This window comes from Pseudaeromonas pectinilytica (genome assembly GCF_054780855.1).
Genome location: NZ_BAAGVN010000352.1, coordinates 1 through 17,099, shown reverse-complemented (window position 1 = coordinate 17,099; position 17,099 = coordinate 1). Strand labels below are relative to the sequence as shown.

At 57.9% G+C, this 17,099-nt stretch carries 17 protein-coding genes; 4 read left to right on the top strand and 13 right to left on the bottom strand.

Annotation, left to right across the window (positions count from 1 at the left end; genetic code table 11):
- Positions 1-3: 3 nt before the first annotated feature.
- From ACYVG7_RS17965 to ytfE, 3 genes are all read right to left on the bottom strand, one after another.
- The gene (locus ACYVG7_RS17965) at positions 4-780 is read right to left on the bottom strand and encodes a DeoR/GlpR family DNA-binding transcription regulator (protein WP_460884464.1); all 777 of its coding nucleotides are present in this window, start codon (positions 778-780) and stop codon (positions 4-6) included.
- Between the two features lie 219 nt (positions 781-999).
- The gene (gene hmpA, locus ACYVG7_RS17960; protein WP_460884463.1) at positions 1,000-2,190 is read right to left on the bottom strand and encodes an NO-inducible flavohemoprotein; all 1,191 of its coding nucleotides are present in this window, start codon (positions 2,188-2,190) and stop codon (positions 1,000-1,002) included.
- Entirely contained in the window at positions 2,187-2,864 is a 678-nt protein-coding gene (ytfE, locus tag ACYVG7_RS17955) for an iron-sulfur cluster repair protein YtfE (RefSeq protein WP_460884462.1), read from the bottom strand. Before ytfE ends, hmpA begins: the two co-directional genes overlap by 4 nt.
- 157 nt (positions 2,865-3,021) lie before the next feature.
- Here ytfE and norR point away from each other — a divergent pair, with 157 nt between their 5' ends.
- The 4 genes from norR (at position 3,022) to creD (ending at position 8,271) form a co-directional block, all read left to right on the top strand.
- On the top strand, positions 3,022-4,560 hold the full coding sequence (gene norR, locus ACYVG7_RS17950) for a nitric oxide reductase transcriptional regulator NorR (RefSeq protein ID WP_460884461.1): 1,539 nt from the start codon (positions 3,022-3,024) through the stop codon (positions 4,558-4,560).
- A gap of 66 nt (positions 4,561-4,626) precedes the next feature.
- Complete coding sequence (creB, locus tag ACYVG7_RS17945; RefSeq protein ID WP_460884460.1) at positions 4,627-5,313, top strand: two-component system response regulator CreB; 687 nt, start codon at positions 4,627-4,629, stop codon at positions 5,311-5,313.
- A 31-nt stretch (positions 5,314-5,344) separates the two neighbouring features.
- Positions 5,345-6,790 (top strand): two-component system sensor histidine kinase CreC, encoded by a 1,446-nt coding sequence (gene creC / locus ACYVG7_RS17940; RefSeq protein WP_460884459.1) that lies wholly within the window; start codon positions 5,345-5,347, stop codon positions 6,788-6,790.
- Between the two features lie 152 nt (positions 6,791-6,942).
- On the top strand, positions 6,943-8,271 hold the full coding sequence (gene creD / locus ACYVG7_RS17935; RefSeq protein WP_460884458.1) for a cell envelope integrity protein CreD: 1,329 nt from the start codon (positions 6,943-6,945) through the stop codon (positions 8,269-8,271).
- Positions 8,272-8,429: 158 nt separating this feature from the next.
- On the opposite strand, the gene glmU is transcribed toward creD, so the two are convergent.
- From glmU to ACYVG7_RS17885, 10 genes are all read right to left on the bottom strand, one after another.
- On the bottom strand, positions 8,430-9,794 hold the full coding sequence (glmU, locus tag ACYVG7_RS17930) for a bifunctional UDP-N-acetylglucosamine diphosphorylase/glucosamine-1-phosphate N-acetyltransferase GlmU (protein ID WP_460884457.1): 1,365 nt from the start codon (positions 9,792-9,794) through the stop codon (positions 8,430-8,432).
- A gap of 114 nt (positions 9,795-9,908) precedes the next feature.
- Entirely contained in the window at positions 9,909-10,334 is a 426-nt protein-coding gene (locus tag ACYVG7_RS17925; RefSeq protein WP_460884456.1) for a F0F1 ATP synthase subunit epsilon, read from the bottom strand.
- 18 nt (positions 10,335-10,352) lie between these two features.
- Positions 10,353-11,741, bottom strand: coding sequence for a F0F1 ATP synthase subunit beta (atpD, locus tag ACYVG7_RS17920; RefSeq protein WP_460884455.1), 1,389 nt, complete (start codon positions 11,739-11,741; stop codon positions 10,353-10,355).
- Positions 11,742-11,774: 33 nt separating this feature from the next.
- Complete coding sequence (gene atpG / locus ACYVG7_RS17915) at positions 11,775-12,638, bottom strand: F0F1 ATP synthase subunit gamma (RefSeq protein ID WP_460884454.1); 864 nt, start codon at positions 12,636-12,638, stop codon at positions 11,775-11,777.
- Between the two features lie 46 nt (positions 12,639-12,684).
- Complete coding sequence (gene atpA / locus ACYVG7_RS17910) at positions 12,685-14,226, bottom strand: F0F1 ATP synthase subunit alpha (RefSeq protein ID WP_460884453.1); 1,542 nt, start codon at positions 14,224-14,226, stop codon at positions 12,685-12,687.
- Positions 14,227-14,240: 14 nt separating this feature from the next.
- Entirely contained in the window at positions 14,241-14,774 is a 534-nt protein-coding gene (gene atpH, locus ACYVG7_RS17905; RefSeq protein WP_460884452.1) for a F0F1 ATP synthase subunit delta, read from the bottom strand.
- Between the two features lie 14 nt (positions 14,775-14,788).
- Positions 14,789-15,259: a F0F1 ATP synthase subunit B gene (atpF, locus tag ACYVG7_RS17900; RefSeq protein ID WP_460884451.1), complete on the bottom strand. Its 471-nt coding sequence runs from the start codon at positions 15,257-15,259 to the stop codon at positions 14,789-14,791.
- 53 nt (positions 15,260-15,312) lie between these two features.
- A complete protein-coding gene (gene atpE, locus ACYVG7_RS17895) occupies positions 15,313-15,546 on the bottom strand; it encodes a F0F1 ATP synthase subunit C (RefSeq protein WP_460884450.1) in 234 nt (77 codons plus the stop codon).
- A 44-nt stretch (positions 15,547-15,590) separates the two neighbouring features.
- On the bottom strand, positions 15,591-16,385 hold the full coding sequence (atpB, locus tag ACYVG7_RS17890) for a F0F1 ATP synthase subunit A (RefSeq protein WP_460884489.1): 795 nt from the start codon (positions 16,383-16,385) through the stop codon (positions 15,591-15,593).
- An 8-nt stretch (positions 16,386-16,393) separates the two neighbouring features.
- Positions 16,394-16,765, bottom strand: a complete 372-nt coding sequence (locus ACYVG7_RS17885) for an ATP synthase subunit I (RefSeq protein ID WP_460884449.1) — start codon at positions 16,763-16,765, stop codon at positions 16,394-16,396.
- Positions 16,766-17,099 lie beyond the last annotated feature (334 nt).

Genomic DNA, 17,099 nt, shown 5'->3' with positions numbered 1-17,099 from the left:
TGTTTACACGAGTTCCGGCACGCAGATCACCTGCACGCCCTGTTGTTCGATTTGTTGCTTGAGTTCAGCCGCCAGGCCGGTATCGGTGATCAGGGTATCGATACGGCTCCACGGCAGTTCCAGATTCGGGATCTTGCGGCCCACCTTGTGGGACTCCGCCAGCACTATCACCTCCCGCGCCACTTCGGCCATCACCCGCGACAAGCCAATCAGCTCATTGAAGGTGGTGGTGCCGCGCAGCGGATCGATCCCGGCGGCACCGATAAACAGCTGGTCGAAATCGTAGGAGCGCAGCACCTGCTCGGCGACCTGCCCCTGAAACGCTTCGGAGTGCGGATCCCAGGTGCCACCGGTCATCAGCAGGGTGGGTTCGTTCTCCAGTTCGCGCAGCGCCGCGGCCACAGTCAGGGAGTTGGTCATCACCACCAGCCCGCGCCGACTCCCCAGCTCGGGGATCAGCGCCGCCGTGGTGCTGCCGGAGTCGATAATCAACCGATTGTGGTCGCGGATCAGCTCGGCAGCGGCTTTGGCGATGGCTAACTTTCGTTTCGAAACTTGTTCCGCTTCCGGCACATCCGCCACCAACTCCTGGGGCACAGGAATGGCGCCGCCATAGCGACGCAGCAGCAGCCCATTGCGCTCCAGCTCGGCGAGATCCTTGCGGATGGTGACTTCCGAGGTATCAAACTCCCGGGCCAGCCAATCCACACTCAGCTCACCCCGTTCCGCCAGTTGCGTGACGATGGCCCGTCGCCGTTGTTGGGTATTGCGCTTCTGCATAAAGCTTCAAACTGAAATCAAGAAGAAAGTTTTTGGATTTTAATCTTTCGAATCGAAAGATCAAGCAAGTTGCGGTGATCGGTATAAAAAAGTGTCCAGATCGCGCCGCATTCTGGTGATGGGCACAAGGGGGATAGGAAACGCATAGAGTATGACTCCCCCGGAGCGGCGCTCCGGGGGAGAGAACAAGGAAGGATAAAGTGATGGCATCAGAAGCGGTTAGACACCACCCGAGCCAAAGGCTTCGGCATGGATATTGGCCGCCGGTACGCCCAGCTGGCGCAGCTCAGCCAGATAATGGCGCATGAAGGGCGCGGGGCCACAGAGGTAATACTCGGCGTCCAGGGGCTGCTCGGGCAGATGGTGCGGCAGAACAAATGGCGCCTGCTGGATGCCCGCATCCTGAGGCAAGAGTCGATCGTAAAAACAGCGCACCGTCACTCCGGGCTTGGCGGCCATCGCCTGCAGATGGGCGTTGAACGCGTGGGAGGCCCCATCTCGTGCCGAGTGAATAAAGTGGATGGCACGTGGACTGCCACTGCGCACCAGATGGTTGAGGATCGACACCATGGGCGTAATTCCCACACCACCGCTCAGCAACACGACCGGCGAAGTACCAGGCTCCTGCAGATAGAAATCACCCAAGGGAGCCGATAACTCGACGATCTGCCCCTCCTCATACTGGTCATGCAACAGGTTGGAGACACGCCCCGCCGGTTGCTGCTCGCTCGCCGCCTCTCGCTTGACCGAGATGCGCAGATAGGGCTGACCCGGTGCATCGGACAGACTGTACTGACGCGGCTGGAACAGATCCAACTCCGCCACATAGAGGCGAAGAGAGACATATTGTCCGGGCTTGAACGAGGGCAGAGGCCCGCCATCCAGCGGCTCAAAGTAGAAAGAGGTGATCACCTCGCTCTCGGCAACCCGCTTGCTGATGCGAAAGGGTCGCCAGCCACTCCAGCCCCCGGATGTTGCCGTGGCTTGGTGATAGAGCGAGCTTTCTACACCGATAAATAGCTCGGCCAGGGCACCATAAGCAGCGGCCCAGGCGTCGATCAGCTCAGGGGTCGCCGCATCCCCCAGCACCTCCTGAATAGAGGCCAGCAGGTGTTTGCCAACGATACCGTAGTGTTCCGCCCGAATGCCCAGACTCACATGTTTGTGGGCAATGCGCTCGACCACCGGCAGCAACACGCTCGGGTCATCCAGATTCTCGGCATAGGCCAGCACGGCCGCCGCCAGCGCCTGTTGCTGACGCCCGGACCCCTGCTGCCCCTGATTGAAGAGATGTTTCAACTCCGGATTATGCTGAAACATGCGCTGGTAAAAGTGGCTGGTCAACGCCACGCCGCTGCTCCGCAACAGGGGTATGGTGCCCTGCACCAGAGCTTTTTGTTGTGGAGTCATCCCTTCACCTCCTGAGCCATGGCAACGGCCGGAAACAGCACGTTATTTTCCAGATGGATATGGGCCATCAGATCTTCCCGCAGCTGGTTCAGACCGGTATAGAGGGCGCGCCAGGTGACGCAGGCAAAGGGCGGCGGCGTGATGTTATCGGTGAGTCGCTCCATGGTTTGCAGGTTGTCACCGTGTTCCTCGTGTTCGAGTTGCATGACCTGGATCGGGCCTGCAGCGACGGCATACTGCCCTGCCTGCAGCAGCGGGAACAGGATCTGCTCCTCTTTTTGCATATGCTGCTCCAGCTCGTCCAGCATCAGGGCCAAGTGGCTGGATAACCCCTTGGGGCAGTCCTGACGCTCACCATGGACATGCTCGACCCGCTTGGCCAGCCGGATCAGTTCCGGCAACTGGATGCGGTGGATGGCATGGTAACGCGTGAGAATATGCTCGATCAGCTCGCCGATGCCGCTCTCGCGCCAGTCCCGTTCGTCGGCCGGTTGTTGTGCCACCGCAGCCAGATCGGCACAGATCTGCTCACCACTGAACGCGCGGCCGACTATGGCCTCGCCCAGCTTCACCTTGCCACCGCAGCAGAAGTCGAGTTTGTAATGGTGGAAAACCCGGGTGGCACCCGGGATATCGCAAGCCAGTTCGGCCAGTGTGTGTTCCAGATAATTCATCGCTCTACTCCATAATCGCAATCAGGGATCTTGTCTCTGGAATTGCACGGAGCATGCCACATCACAACCACATGATAATAAACGAATTATTATTCAACATGGTGAATTTCACCCTTCAGTGATAGGGTAAATAAAACCATTTAGGGTAATTTCAACCATGATTGAGCCACTCGTGATCCAGGATCTGGGCACCGACTATCCGCGCGGGGTGCGTGAAGAGCGTCTGGTGACCGCCATCTGCCAGTTCTTTGCCTGCGATGCGGTCGGCCTGTTGAAACTGCAGGGCGATTATCTGTGCCCGGTGGCGGTGGCCGGACTGGCCCATGAAACCCTGGGCCGCCGCTTCAGCATCAGTCAGCACCCGCGCCTGGCCGCCATCCTCGCTCAACGCGATGCAGTGCACTTTGCCCCCGACAGCCCACTGGCGGATCCCTACGATGGTCTGCTGGAGTCGCGACAGGGGGAGCCCTTGCCGGTCCACGACTGCATGGGGATCAGCCTCTATCTGGATGGGCAATGCTGGGGCGTGCTAACCCTCGACTCGCTGGCGGGCGGCCCCCTGGCTCCTGGGCTCGATAGCCAGCTCAGCGATCTGGCCCGAGCCTGCGAGGCAGTGATCCGCATGGGACGACTGGAGGAGGAGGTTCTGGCGTTGCGTCTGGGCCATCGCTCGCCCGATGTGCCGCTCGCCCCGGTGGAGGGTCACGAGGAGCGGGAGCTGATCGGCCGCAGCCCTGTGCTGCTGAAGTTACTTCATGAGCTGGATATTGTCGCCGATTCCGATCTGCCGGTGCTGCTGCTGGGGGAAACCGGGGTCGGCAAGGAGCTGCTGGCCCGTCGCATCCAGCGTCACTCGGCGCGCGCCCAGGCGCCGATGATCCATGTCAACTGCGCCGCCTTGCCGGAGTCCCTGGCCGAGAGCGAACTGTTTGGCCATGTCAAAGGGGCCTTCTCCGGCGCGGTCCGCGATCGAGCCGGGCGTTTCGAAGCCGCCCACGGCGGTATTCTGTTCCTCGATGAGGTGGGCGAACTGCCCCTGGTCGTGCAGGCCAAACTGCTGCGCGCCCTGCAAAATGGCGAGATCCAGCGCCTGGGATCGGATACGCCACGCCAGGTCGATGTGCGCATCATTGCCGCCACCAACCGGGATCTGGCGGCCCAGGTGCGCAATGGTCAGTTCCGCGCCGATCTGTACCACCGCCTCTCGGTTTATCCGGTGCCGATCCCGCCATTGCGGGAGCGGGGCGATGATATTCTGCTGCTGGCCGGCTACTTCCTCGAGCTGAATCGCACCCGGCTCGGTTTTCGCAGCCTGCGCCTCTCCGCCCTCACCGAACAGGCGCTGTGCAGCTACCGCTGGCCCGGCAATATCCGCGAATTGGAGCATGTCATCAGCCGTGCCGCGTTGCGGGCAGTCAGTCACGGAGCACGGCGCAGCGATATGGTGACGCTGGAGCCAGCCCACCTGGATCTGGATATCGCCCTGCCGGTGCAGGGCAGCAGTGCGCCGCCCGCCTCACCCGGCGGCGACCCGGTATCGCTGCAACCGCTCAAATTGGCGGTGGAGAGTTATCAGCGCCAGCTGATCCGCCACAGCCTGGATCTTTGCGAGCACAACTGGGCCGAGGTGGCTCGCCGCCTGGAGCTGGATCCCAGCAACTTGCACAAGTTGGCCAAACGGCTGGGGTTGAAATGAGAGCTGTGGCCCGCAAGGAGTCCTATGCTACCGTGGTAACCATGCATGCCGAGGTTGCGACAAACCATGAATAACCCCTTGATTTGGCTGGTGGAAGATGAAGCCAGCATCGCCGATACCCTGATCTACAGCCTGGAGACGGAAGGCTTTACCGTGCGCTGGTTTGATTTGGGATTGCCGGTGCTGGCAGCCTTAGAGTCCGAGCAACCGGCGTTTCTGATCCTGGATGTCGGCCTGCCGGATATCGGCGGCTTCGAGCTCTGTCGGCGCATTCGGGCCGAGCGGGATCTGCCGCTGCTATTCCTGACCGCCCACAGTGAAGAGATCGATCGCCTGCTGGGGCTGGAGATGGGGGCCGATGATTACGTCGCCAAGCCATTCTCCCCCCGCGAGGTCTGCGCCCGGGTACGCACCATCTTGCGCCGCGTTCGGCCAGCCACCCCGGCGCCGGCAGAAAAACCGCGCGGCCTGCAACTGGATGAGGCGCGCGCCCGTATCCAGTATCAAGGCCAGCCACTGACCCTGACGCGCTACGAATACCTGCTGCTCAAGACCCTGATCCAGCATCCGGGGCGGGTCTATTCCCGCGGCCAGCTGCTGGATCTGGTCTGGGCCCCTGGCGAAGAGAGTCTGGAGCGCACCGTCGATACCCATATCAAGACCCTGCGCGCCAAATTGCGCGACATCGACGCCGACGCCAACCCGATCCTCACCCATCGCGGCCTCGGTTACAGCCTGAGCGAGCCGGGCTGATGCTGCGCCTTACCGCCAAAGGGAGTTCAGGATGCGCCTGAGTTTGCGTCTGCTGCTGGGATTCTTCGTGCTGGTGGCGGTGGCTGCCTGGTTTGTGCTGAATATCTTTTTGCAGGAGGTTAAACCCGGGGTGCGACGCGCCACCGAAGGTACCCTGATCGACACGGCACAACTGCTGGCGCAACTCACCACCGCTGATCTGGCGGAGCAACCTCTTACCGCCGAGACGCTGGCCCGTAGCGCCCTGGGGCGTGCGGTGGCCACCCTCAATCAGCAACCCATAGGCGCGCGCATCGACGGCATCCGCAAGGACAGGGTGGAATACCGGCTCTATGTCACCGACTTGCACGGCAAGGTGGTGTTTGACTCCAGCGGCCGGGATCTGGGTGCCGATTACTCGCGCTGGAACGATGTCTATCTCACCCTGCAGGGGCGCTATGGCGCCCGCAGCAGTCGCGACATTCCCGGCGACCCTGACAGCTCTGTGATGTACGTCGCCGCGCCCTTGCTGGATAACGGCCGGATCCGCGGCGTGCTGACCGTCGGCAAACCCAATCGCACCATGGATCCTGTGATTGCCCGCAGCGAGAACAAGATCCAGCTGGCCGCCTTCCTGTTGCTGGGCATAGCCCTGCTGGCCGGTGGCGGCATGGTGTGGTGGCTGAATCGCTCACTGCGACGGCTGGAGAATTACGCCGCCGCCGTCAGTCGCGGCGAGCCAGTCGCCCTGCCCCGGCTGAACAGTCCGGAGTTGACCCGACTCGGCCAGGCGCTGGAGTCGATGCGCCGCAAACTCGAAGGCAAGGCCTATGTCGAGCAGTATGTGCACAGTCTGACCCATGAGCTGAAGAGCCCGTTGTCGGCGTTACGCGGCGCCGCCGAACTGTTGCAGGAGTCACCACCCGAGCCGGTCGCCCAACGCTTCCTGCTCTCCATCCGCGAGCAGGCCGAACGCATGCAACGGCTGATCGACAAGATGCTGGAGCTAGCCAGTCTGGAATCCAGACCCCAGCTGGAGAAGCAGCCCGTAGAGCTGGATTTGCTGATCGGCCAGCAAATTGCCCTGTTGCAACCCCATGCCGAGCGGCGACAGATCCAGCTGCACTCGAACCTCCAGACGGCCAAGCTTCCCGCCGATGCCCTGCTGCTGGGTCAGGCTATCGCCAACCTGCTGGATAATGCCATCGACTTCTCCCCGGCTGGGGGTCAGATCGAGCTGCAGGGCACTATTCTGACCAGCGGTGACTACCAACTGAGTATTGTGGATCAGGGGCCGGGCATTCCCGACTATGCCCAGGAGCGGCTGTTCGAGCGCTTCTACTCCCTGCCCCGCCCGCACCGCGGCAAGAGTACCGGCCTGGGCCTGAGCTTTGTGCGCGAGGTGGTCGAGCGGCATCAGGGCAGCATAGCGCTGCACAATCGCAACGATGGCCAGAGCGGTGCCTGCGCCGAGCTAAGGTTGCCACTGGGCCGCTAAATACCCGCGCCTAATTATGCTACAGCGGCAAAGTAGCTCACGCTCACACGCCGTAAATAATTTCACCACTTCACCCAGACTTCACACAACCTCATCAAGCCCCCACACAGGGGGCTCAGACTCTCCTGGTCAATCATCCAGGAGGGATCACCATGTTCAAGTCACTCATCAGCCATAAGCTCACCATCTTGCTCGGCCTGTTCTTGCTGTTGCAGTTGCCCCTGCACTCGGTCTTGTCGTTGAATCACGAACGTCAGGCCTATCGCGCCGAGGCCATTGCCCAGATCACCACCAGCAGCAGCGGCCCGCAACGCCTGACCGGCCCGGTGCTGGTCATTCCCTATATCGAGACCAGCCGCGAGTATGTGGCCGAAGAGAAGATCTACAAGGAGTACAAAACCCGTCATCAGCTGCTGTTGTTACCCGAAACCCTGGCGATCGACGGCAAGCTGCAGGTCGAGCCCCGCAAGCTCGGCATCTATCAGAGCCAGCTGTTTCATGCCCAGCTTGCCCTGCAGGGACGTTTTGTCCTCAACGGGCTGGAGACACTCAACAAGGGAAATATCCAGCTCGAGCAGCCCTATCTGGCGGTGGCCATCAACGACGCCCGCGGCATCCTGCAGGTTCCGGCACTGCACTGGGGCCAGCAGAACATAGCCTTCGAACCTGGGGCCCGCTTTGACGGGGCCACCCAGGGGATGCATGCGCCGTTGCCGCTCGAGAGCCTGGGTACCAACCAGCCCATCGCCTTCAATTTTGAACTGGCGCTGCAGGGCACGGATCACTTCGATGTGGTACCGGTGGGCGCCAGCAGCACCCTGAGCCTAAGCAGCAACTGGCCGCACCCCAGCTTTATCGGCCAGTTCCTGCCCCGTCAACACACCATCAACGATCAGGGCTTCAAGGCACAGTGGGAGAGTAGTTGGTTTGCCAACAACATGCAGGAGCGCTTCAATGATGGCCTGGACGAGGGGATCAACGGCGTGCCAGCCTTCACCGTCAGCCTGATCGAGCCGGTGGACCACTACCAGCAAAACGAACGCGCCATCAAGTATGCCGAACTGTTCATCGGCTTGACCTTCCTCAGCTTCTTCCTGTTCGAGTTGCTCAAGCAACTGCGCCTGCACCCGATCCAGTACGCGCTGGTCAGCATGGCTCAGGTGATCTTCTACCTGGTGCTGCTGGCTCTCTCCGAACAGATCGGCTTCAGCCTGGCCTATCTGGCGGCCAGCACCGCCTGTGTCGGCCTGCTGGCCTTCTACGCCAGCCACCTGCTCGGCGGCCTGAAGCGCGGTGTCGGTTTCGCCAGCCTGCTGGCCCTGCTCTACGCCGTCCTGTATGGCCTGATGCAGGCCGAAGATATCGCCCTGCTACTGGGTAGCGGATTGCTATTCGTGGTGCTGGCGCTGGTGATGGTCGTGACCCGCAAGGTGGACTGGTATCAACTCGGCCGCCGCGCCACAGCCGACTCGGAGCAATAATGCACCAGCGCAACCATAAACAAATGGCTCTGTCCCAGTAACTGTTGGGAATGAAGAGGGATGGAGTCTGGACGAAAAGCAGACCGTTGGCGGCAGGGATGCCACCACCAAACAAAACGGCACCCGAGGGTGCCGTTTTTGTATTGCAGCAGAGACGCTTATTTCTTGATCTTCACCGGCCGCTGCCAATTGGCAATATGTCGTTGCGGCACCCGGGTGATGACGAGTTCGTTCTCGCCCACTTCGCGGGTGACCGTGGTACCGGCACCGATCGTTGCACCCTTGCGCACAATCACAGGGGCCACCAGCTGGGTGTCGGAGCCGACGAAGACATGATCCTCGATGATGGTCTTGTGCTTGTTGGCGCCATCGTAGTTGCAGGTGATGGTACCAGCACCGATATTCACATCAGCCCCGATTTCGCTGTCACCCAGATAGCTCAGATGACCAGCCTTGGATCCGAATCCGAGGGAGGCATTCTTGATTTCGACGAAGTTGCCGACATGAGCCTCCTCCCCCAGCACCGAGCCGGGACGCAGCCGGGCGAAGGGGCCGACCGTAGTGGCACGGGCTAATTTGGAAGACTCGATCACCGTATAGGGGCTGATGATGCTGTCATCGGCAATCACGCAATCCTTGAGCACACAGCCGGTGCCGATGCGAACCCGATGACCAAGCTCCACAGTGCCCTCGATGATGACATTGGTATCCAGGATCACATCCTCGCCACAGACTAGCGAGCCGCGCAGATCGAAGCGATCCGGATCCAGCAGGGTCACGCCCTCGAGCATCAGGCGATTAGCCGCCCGACGCTGATAAAAACGCTCCAGAGCCGCCAGTTGCAGGCGATTGTTGGCGCCTTCGGTCTCGGCCGCTTCCGCCGGTTGTGCCGTGGCAATGGCCGCGCCATCCCGGTGGGCTGCGCCGATCACATCGGTCAGATAGTATTCGCCCTGGGCGTTCTGGCAGGTCAATCCGGCCAGCCATTGTTTGAGCTTGGCGGCCGGAGCCACCAGCACACCGGTATTCACCTCGGTAATGGCCAACTGCTCGGCATTGGCGTCCTTCTGTTCGACGATGCCGACCACGGCGCCATTTTCGCGCACTATGCGACCATAGCCGGTCGGATTAGCCAGGGTGACGGTCAGCAGACCGATGCCGCCCGCCGGTTGCACCGTCAGCAATTGCTGGAGGGTTTCGGCGGTAATAAGCGGGGTATCGCCATACAGCACCAGCACACGAGCCTCATCCGGGATCGCCGGGGTAGCTTGCGCCACAGCGTGGCCGGTGCCCAACTGCTCGGCCTGCAACACCCACTGCACCGAGGCATCATCCAGCCGTTTCTGCAACAGTTCACCGCCATGGCCATACACCAGATGCACAGCCTCGGCGCCGAGCTGGTGGGCTGTATCGATCACATGGCTAACCATGGGGCGTCCGGCAACCGGATGCAGAACCTTGGGCAGGGAGGAGCGCATGCGAGTACCTTTACCCGCGGCGAGAATGACAACATGCAGAGACATAACAATCCTTTCACACAGCATGGGAACGACAAAGAATGGCGCCTATTCTAGGTTTTTTTCGTTAATAAGAGATAAAAAAAGCGGCCCGGAGGCCGCTTTTTGTGTGCGCAGAGCTTAGCGATAGTTTTTGCGGGTGAGTTCCACCACGCGCAATTGGGCCATCGCCTTGGCCAATTCTGCAATGGCCTCCGCGTAGTCCACATCGCCAGACTTGCCGTTGAGTTTCTCTTCGGCAGCCCGTTTGGCTTCCTGAGCCTTGGCTTCATCGATATCCGCAGCGCGGATGGCGGTATCCGCCAGAACTGTCACTGCTTCCGGTTGCACTTCCATCATGCCACCCGAGATATACATCACCTCTTCGACACCGTGCAATTTCACCAGACGCACCAAGCCAGGCTTGATGGACGTCAGGAGCGGCGAGTGACCATGGCGGATGCCCAGTTCCCCTTCCGCACCGGAAACCTGAACCGATTCCACGCGACCGGAGAACAACATCCCCTCGGCGCTGACCACGTCCAGGTGGAAGGTAATCTCAGCCATAGATCCTCCTGCCCCGAATTACAGTTTCTTGGCTTTCTCGACCACTTCGTCGATGGAGCCAACCATGTAGAACGCCTGTTCCGGCAGATCGTCGAACTCGCCATCCAGAATGCCCTTGAAACCACGAATGGTTTCTTTCAGCGGCACGTACTTGCCCGGTGAACCGGTAAATACTTCAGCCACGCTGAACGGCTGGGACAGGAAGCGTTCGATCTTACGGGCACGAGCCACGACCAGCTTGTCGTTCTCAGACAATTCGTCCATCCCGAGGATGGCGATGATGTCCTTGAGTTCCTTGTAGCGTTGCAGAACAGTCTGCACGCCACGGGCAACTTCGTAGTGCTCCTGACCTACCACCAGCGGATCCAGCTGACGGGAGGTAGAGTCCAGCGGATCAACGGCCGGGTAGATACCCAGGGCGGCGATCTGACGGGACAGAACCACGGTTGCATCCAAGTGGGCGAAGGTGGTCGCCGGGCTCGGGTCAGTCAAGTCATCCGCAGGAACGTAGACCGCTTGTACCGAGGTGATGGAGCCGCTCTTGGTGGAGGTAATACGCTCCTGCAAGACGCCCATTTCTTCGGCCAGAGTCGGTTGATAACCTACTGCAGACGGCATACGACCCAACAGCGCGGATACTTCGGTACCGGCCAAGGTGTAACGGTAGATGTTGTCGATGAACAACAGTACGTCACGACCTTCGTCACGGAACTTCTCGGCCATGGTTAGACCGGTCAGTGCCACACGCAGACGGTTTCCTGGCGGCTCGTTCATCTGGCCATACACCATGGCTACCTTGTCGAGAACGTTGGACTCCTTCATTTCATAGTAGAAGTCGTTACCCTCACGGGTACGTTCACCAACACCGGCAAACACGGACAGACCGGAGTGAGCCTTGGCGATGTTGTTGATCAGCTCCATCATGTTCACGGTCTTGCCGACGCCGGCACCCCCGAACAGGCCCACTTTACCGCCCTTGGCAAACGGGCAGATCAGGTCGATAACCTTGATGCCAGTTTCCAGCAGCTCCGTGGTATTGGATTGATCTTCATAGCTTGGCGCTTCACGGTGGATAACCCAGTTATCGTCTTCACCAATCGGGCCTTGCTCATCCACAGGTTCACCCAGAACGTTCATGATCCGTCCCAGAGTCGCCTTACCGACCGGCACCTTGATCGCTTCACCGGTGTTAACCACTTCAGCACCGCGACGCAAGCCATCCGAGGTACCCATGGAGATACAACGGACAACGCCGCCGCCAGTTTGTTGCTGAACTTCCAGTACCAGACCCTGGGTCTGGCCTTCGCTCACAATCTTCAGTGCATCGTACACCTTAGGTACGGAGTCTTGTGGGAACTGCACGTCCACCACAGCACCGATGACTTGAACGATGATACCGTTACTCATGTCAAATCCTCTAAACCTATGAATACCTTAGCCCTATACCGCCGCTGCGCCGGATACGATTTCGGTCAGTTCCTGGGTGATACTGGCCTGACGGGCCTTGTTGTATACCAGTTGCAGATCCGTAATCAGATTATCCGCGTTATCGGTGGCAGCCTTCATTGCCACCATACGGGCGGCTTGCTCACTGGCCAGGTTCTCAACGACCCCCTGGTAGACCTGAGACTCGATGTAGCGACTGAGCAGTTGATCCATCAGAAACTTCGGATCCGGCTCATACAGATAATCCCAGTGACGCTTGGCCATCTTGGCATCTTCCGACTTCGGCAATGGCAACAGCTGATCGACCGCCGGTTGTTGCACCATGGTGTTCACAAACTTGTTGTTCACCAGATACAGACGATCAATTTCTCCGTTGTCATAGGCCTGCAGCATGACACGCACCGAGCCGATCAAATCATTGACCGTTGGGTTGTCACCAAAGCCGGAAACTTGTGCGAGGACCTTGCCGCCATAGCGGGCAAAGAAACCGCACGCCTTAGCACCAACCAGAGCCAGGCTGGTTTCAACGCCCTGCTCTTTCCACTGCTTCATCGAACCAAGAGCAGCCTTGAACAAGTTGACGTTCAAACCGCCACATAAGCCCCGATCGGTCGATATGATGATGTAGCCAACTCGCTTGACCTCGCGTTCTTCGAGGTAGGGATGCTTGTATTCCAAGCTCCCCAGAGCGATATGACCGATCACCTTCCGCATAGTCACTGCATAGGGACGGCTTGCCGCCATGCTTTCCTGTGCGCGACGCATCTTGGATGCGGCGACCATCTGCATTGCGCTGGTGATCTTCTGAGTGTTCTTCACACTGCCGATCTTGTTACGTATCTCTTTAGCGCCGGCCATCTCTAGACTCTCCATTCAAGGTGGCTGCCTACGCAGCCACTTTAAGTTACCAGGCTTGAGTCGCCTTGAAGCCGTCAATCAGCGCCGTCAGCTTGGCAACGATCTCGTCGTTGTAATCAGCCTTGGCATTGATTTCGGCCATCGTATCGGCGTGCTCAGTCGCGGCAAAGGAGAGCAGAGCGGCTTCGAAATCACCGATCTTCTTCAATTCGATGTCGTCGAGATAACCGCGCTCAGCAGCAAACAGCACCAGAGCCTGGGCAGCAACGCTCATCGGAGCGTACTGCTTCTGCTTCATCAGCTCAGTCACCTTCTGACCATGGCTCAACTGCTTACGCGTTGCGTCATCCAGGTCTGAAGAGAACTGGGCAAACGCCGCCAGTTCACGGTACTGCGCCAGTGCGGTACGGATACCACCGGAGAGCTTCTTGATGATCTTGGTCTGTGCCGCGCCACCCACCCGGGATACTGAAATACCCGGATCAACCGCAGGACGAATACCGGCGTTGAACAGTTGAGTGGTCAGGAAGATCTGACCGTCGGTGATAGAAATCACGTTGGTCGGAACAAACGCAGAAACGTCACCCGCCTGAGTTTCGATGATCGGCAGAGCCGTCAATGAACCAGTCTGACCCTTGACGGCGCCCTTGGTGAACTTTTCGACATACTCTTCGTTGACACGAGAGGCGCGCTCCAGCAAACGGGAGTGCAGGTAAAATACGTCGCCAGGATAGGCTTCACGTCCTGGCGGACGACGCAACAGCAGAGAAATTTGACGATAGGCGACCGCATGCTTGGACAGGTCATCATAGATAACCAGTGCATCTTCGCCCCGATCCCGGAAGTATTCGCCCATGGCGCAACCGGAATAGGGTGCCAAATATTGCAGGGAGGCTGACTCGGAAGCTGATGCCACGACCACAATGGTGTTTTGCAGTGCGCCATGCTCTTCCAGCTTGCGAACTACGTTGGCGATGGTAGAGGCCTTTTGGCCAATCGCCACATACACGCATTTGATGCCGGAATCTTTCTGGTTGATGATCGCGTCGATGGCCAGAGCGGTCTTACCGGTCTGACGGTCACCGATGATCAGCTCACGTTGGCCACGGCCGATTGGAATCATCGCATCCACTGCCTTGTAACCAGTCTGTACCGGCTGCGAAACAGATTTACGCTCGATAACCCCGGGCGCGATCACTTCAACGGCAGAGAAACCATCATTTTCAACCGGGCCCTTACCGTCAATCGGCTGGCCCAGGGTGTTGACGACGCGGCCTAGCAGACCACGACCAACCGGGACTTCCAGAATACGGCCAGTACCCGTTACTTTTTGCCCTTCGGCGAGATCGGCATAAGGCCCCATGACGATGGCCCCGACGGAATCACGCTCCAGGTTGAGCGCCAGACCATACAGGTTACCCGGCAGCTCGATCATTTCGCCCTGCATGACATCGGCCAGGCCGTGGATGCGGACAATACCGTCGCTGACCGAAACGATCGTACCTTCGTTACGGGCTTCGGTGACGACTTCAAATTGCTCGATACGCTTTTTAATCAGCTCGGCAATTTCAGTGGAATTCAGTTGCATGCTCTAATCCCCAATCAAGATTGCAGCGCTTCCGCCAAGCGGTTGAGTTTATTACGGATACTGGCATCGATGATCTCATCACCGGCCTTAATCACCAGCCCGGCCATCAAGGATGGATCGATGCTGAAATTCAGTTTTACGGTACGCCCGTAACGCTTCTCGAGAGAAGCCTGAATCTTGGCGATATCCGCATCGCTCAGCGGGCTGGCAGAGCACACAGAAGCATCCAGCTGTTTATCCAGCTCGGACTTCAATGCGACAAATTCTGTCAATACCGCAGGCAATACACTCAAGCGTCCATTTTCAGCCATTACCTTCATCAGGTTCTGACCCTGCTCATTCAGCTGGTCACCACAAATCTGGACGAACAAATCACCCAGTTTTTCAGTGCCCAAGGAGCCGTGAAGCAAGCCCTGTACTGTGTCGTTATGTGCAACTTCCGCAGCAAACGTCAGCATCTCGAGCCACTTATCCAGCGCCTTGTGCTCAACAGCCACATCGAACGCAGCTTTGGCGTAGGGGCGAGCGACAGTTATCACTTCAGACATAGCCCCTGGCCCCCTTAAAGTTCCGCAACCAATTTATCAACCAGATCGCTGTTGGCGGCCTTGTCGATTTGACGCTCCAGAATCTTCTCGGCACCAGCAACGGCCAACAGGGCCACGTGCTTGCGGAGTTCTTCCTTCGCGCGATTCCGCTCGGCTTCAATCTCGGCTTGAGCTTGCTTGAGAATCTTCTCACGCTCACCCATGGCATCCTGATTGGCCTCGTCGATGATTTGAGCTCGGCGCTTGTTGGCCTGCTCGATGATCTCTGCAGCCTGCTGCTTGGCTTCCTTGATCTGTTCCATGGCTTTGTTCTGTGCCAAGTCCAGATCTTTCTTCGCACGCTCTGCAGAAGATAATCCGTCAGCAATTTCTTTTTGACGTTTCTCGATGGCAGCCATCAATGGCGGCCACACGTACTTCATGCAGAACCAGACGAAGAGAATAAAGGCAAGTGTCTGGCCGAGGATGGTCATATTGATATCCACGACACAACTCCTCTAAAAATTAAGCAAATGAAAAAGGGAGTGTTCGAGCCTGATTAACCGGCTACAACGAACATCACATACATACCCAGACCCACGGCGATCATCGGAATAGCGTCGACCAGACCCATGACAATGAAGAATTGAGTACGCAGCAGGGGCAGCAGGTCCGGTTGACGAGCAGCACCTTCCAGGAACTTACCACCCAACACACCGATACCAATAGCGGCACCGATAGCAGCCAAACCCATCATCAAACCAGCAGCAATAAACAACATTTCCATGGACATATCTCCAAATATTTACAAAATAACGTTAAATATCAACTTGATAATCAATGCTCTTCACAGGCCATCGATAGATAAACTATCGTCAGAACCATGAAAATGTACGCCTGTAGCGTCACAATCAGGATGTGGAAAATAGCCCAGGGGACGTTAAGCGCCCACTGCGACCACCACGGCAACATGGCGGCGATGAGGATGAAGATCATCTCACCGGCATACATATTCCCGTACAACCGCAAACCTAATGACACTGGTTTTGAAATCAGGGATACAAATTCCAGCAGGAAGTTAATCGGCACAAATGCCCAGTGGTTGAACGGCGTGAATGTCAGTTCTTTGAGGAAACCGGACACTCCCTTCATCTTGATGCTATAGAACAGGATGAGGAAAAAGACACCGAGCGCCATAGACAGGGTGATATTAACGTCAGCGGAAGGAACGACTCGCAGTTTTTGGGCATCATCCCCAGCAATCCACTGAGCCAGTCGAGGTAAATAATCGATGGGTAGCAAGTCCATCATGTTCATCAGGAAGATCCAGACAAACACGGTGAGTGACAGCGGAACTATCAGCTTATTCTTGCCATGAAAGATCCCGGCTACGGTCTCTTCCACAAACCCGACGACCATCTCAACAAAGCACTGCAGTTTGCCCGGTACACCACTGGTTGCCTTGACGGCAACGCGGCGGAACAGCCAGAGGAAAAAAACCCCCAAACCAACAGAAAATATCATGGAGTCGATATTAACCACCCAGAAGCCAGATTCAGCACCGACCTGCCAGTGAAGGAGGTGGTGATGCATGTACCCCTGAGGCGTTAGCAGTTCTCCTGTTGCAGCCATGAGTTTTCCTAGTAACGGTTGTTGAGTGTTAACGAAATGATCCACTGTGAGCACAGGGCCAATCCGTAAGTGACAAACATGGGAGCATGCTGCACCTCCAGAAATTTGAAGGTCACCCCGAACAACACCAGGGTGGCCACCAGCTTGACACCGGCACCACAATAGACGTCCCACAACACCAATCCAACGTTCAATTCATCCGCCTGTCGCGAACTACCTATCCAGCTGTAGAGGAGTTGGGGCACCCAGTAAACTCCACCCCCAACGAGGGCAGAGTAAGCCGCCCAGCGACTGTCCAGTAACCACCAGACTAGCGCCATAACGACTATCAAAAAAAGCTGAATAGCGAGGACAGTCCATGCCAGCGCTTTCACACTCATCGATGAACTGCTGCCCATCAGCTTTCTCCGATCCTTGAGACACCTAAATTTTAGGCGCCTTTAATAACACAAAAATAACAATTGAACAGCTTCGTGGATCACAGGAGTTAAAAAAGTTAATTTTATGTAACTCTTTGCTGGACAATGCTTTTTTGTTTCGGGTGTTTCAACATAGCCCATGGAATGGCTAAAAACCAGTATTTTGTGAGTCAGCTCAAGGTGTTGCACTCGCCGGAGTAGGCTCATCTAAAATCCTGATTACCATCGAGACTCAGCCAGCTTCAACAGGCGTTGTGGCATTGGAGCCGTTCGACAGCCGATCCTGACCAGTTCC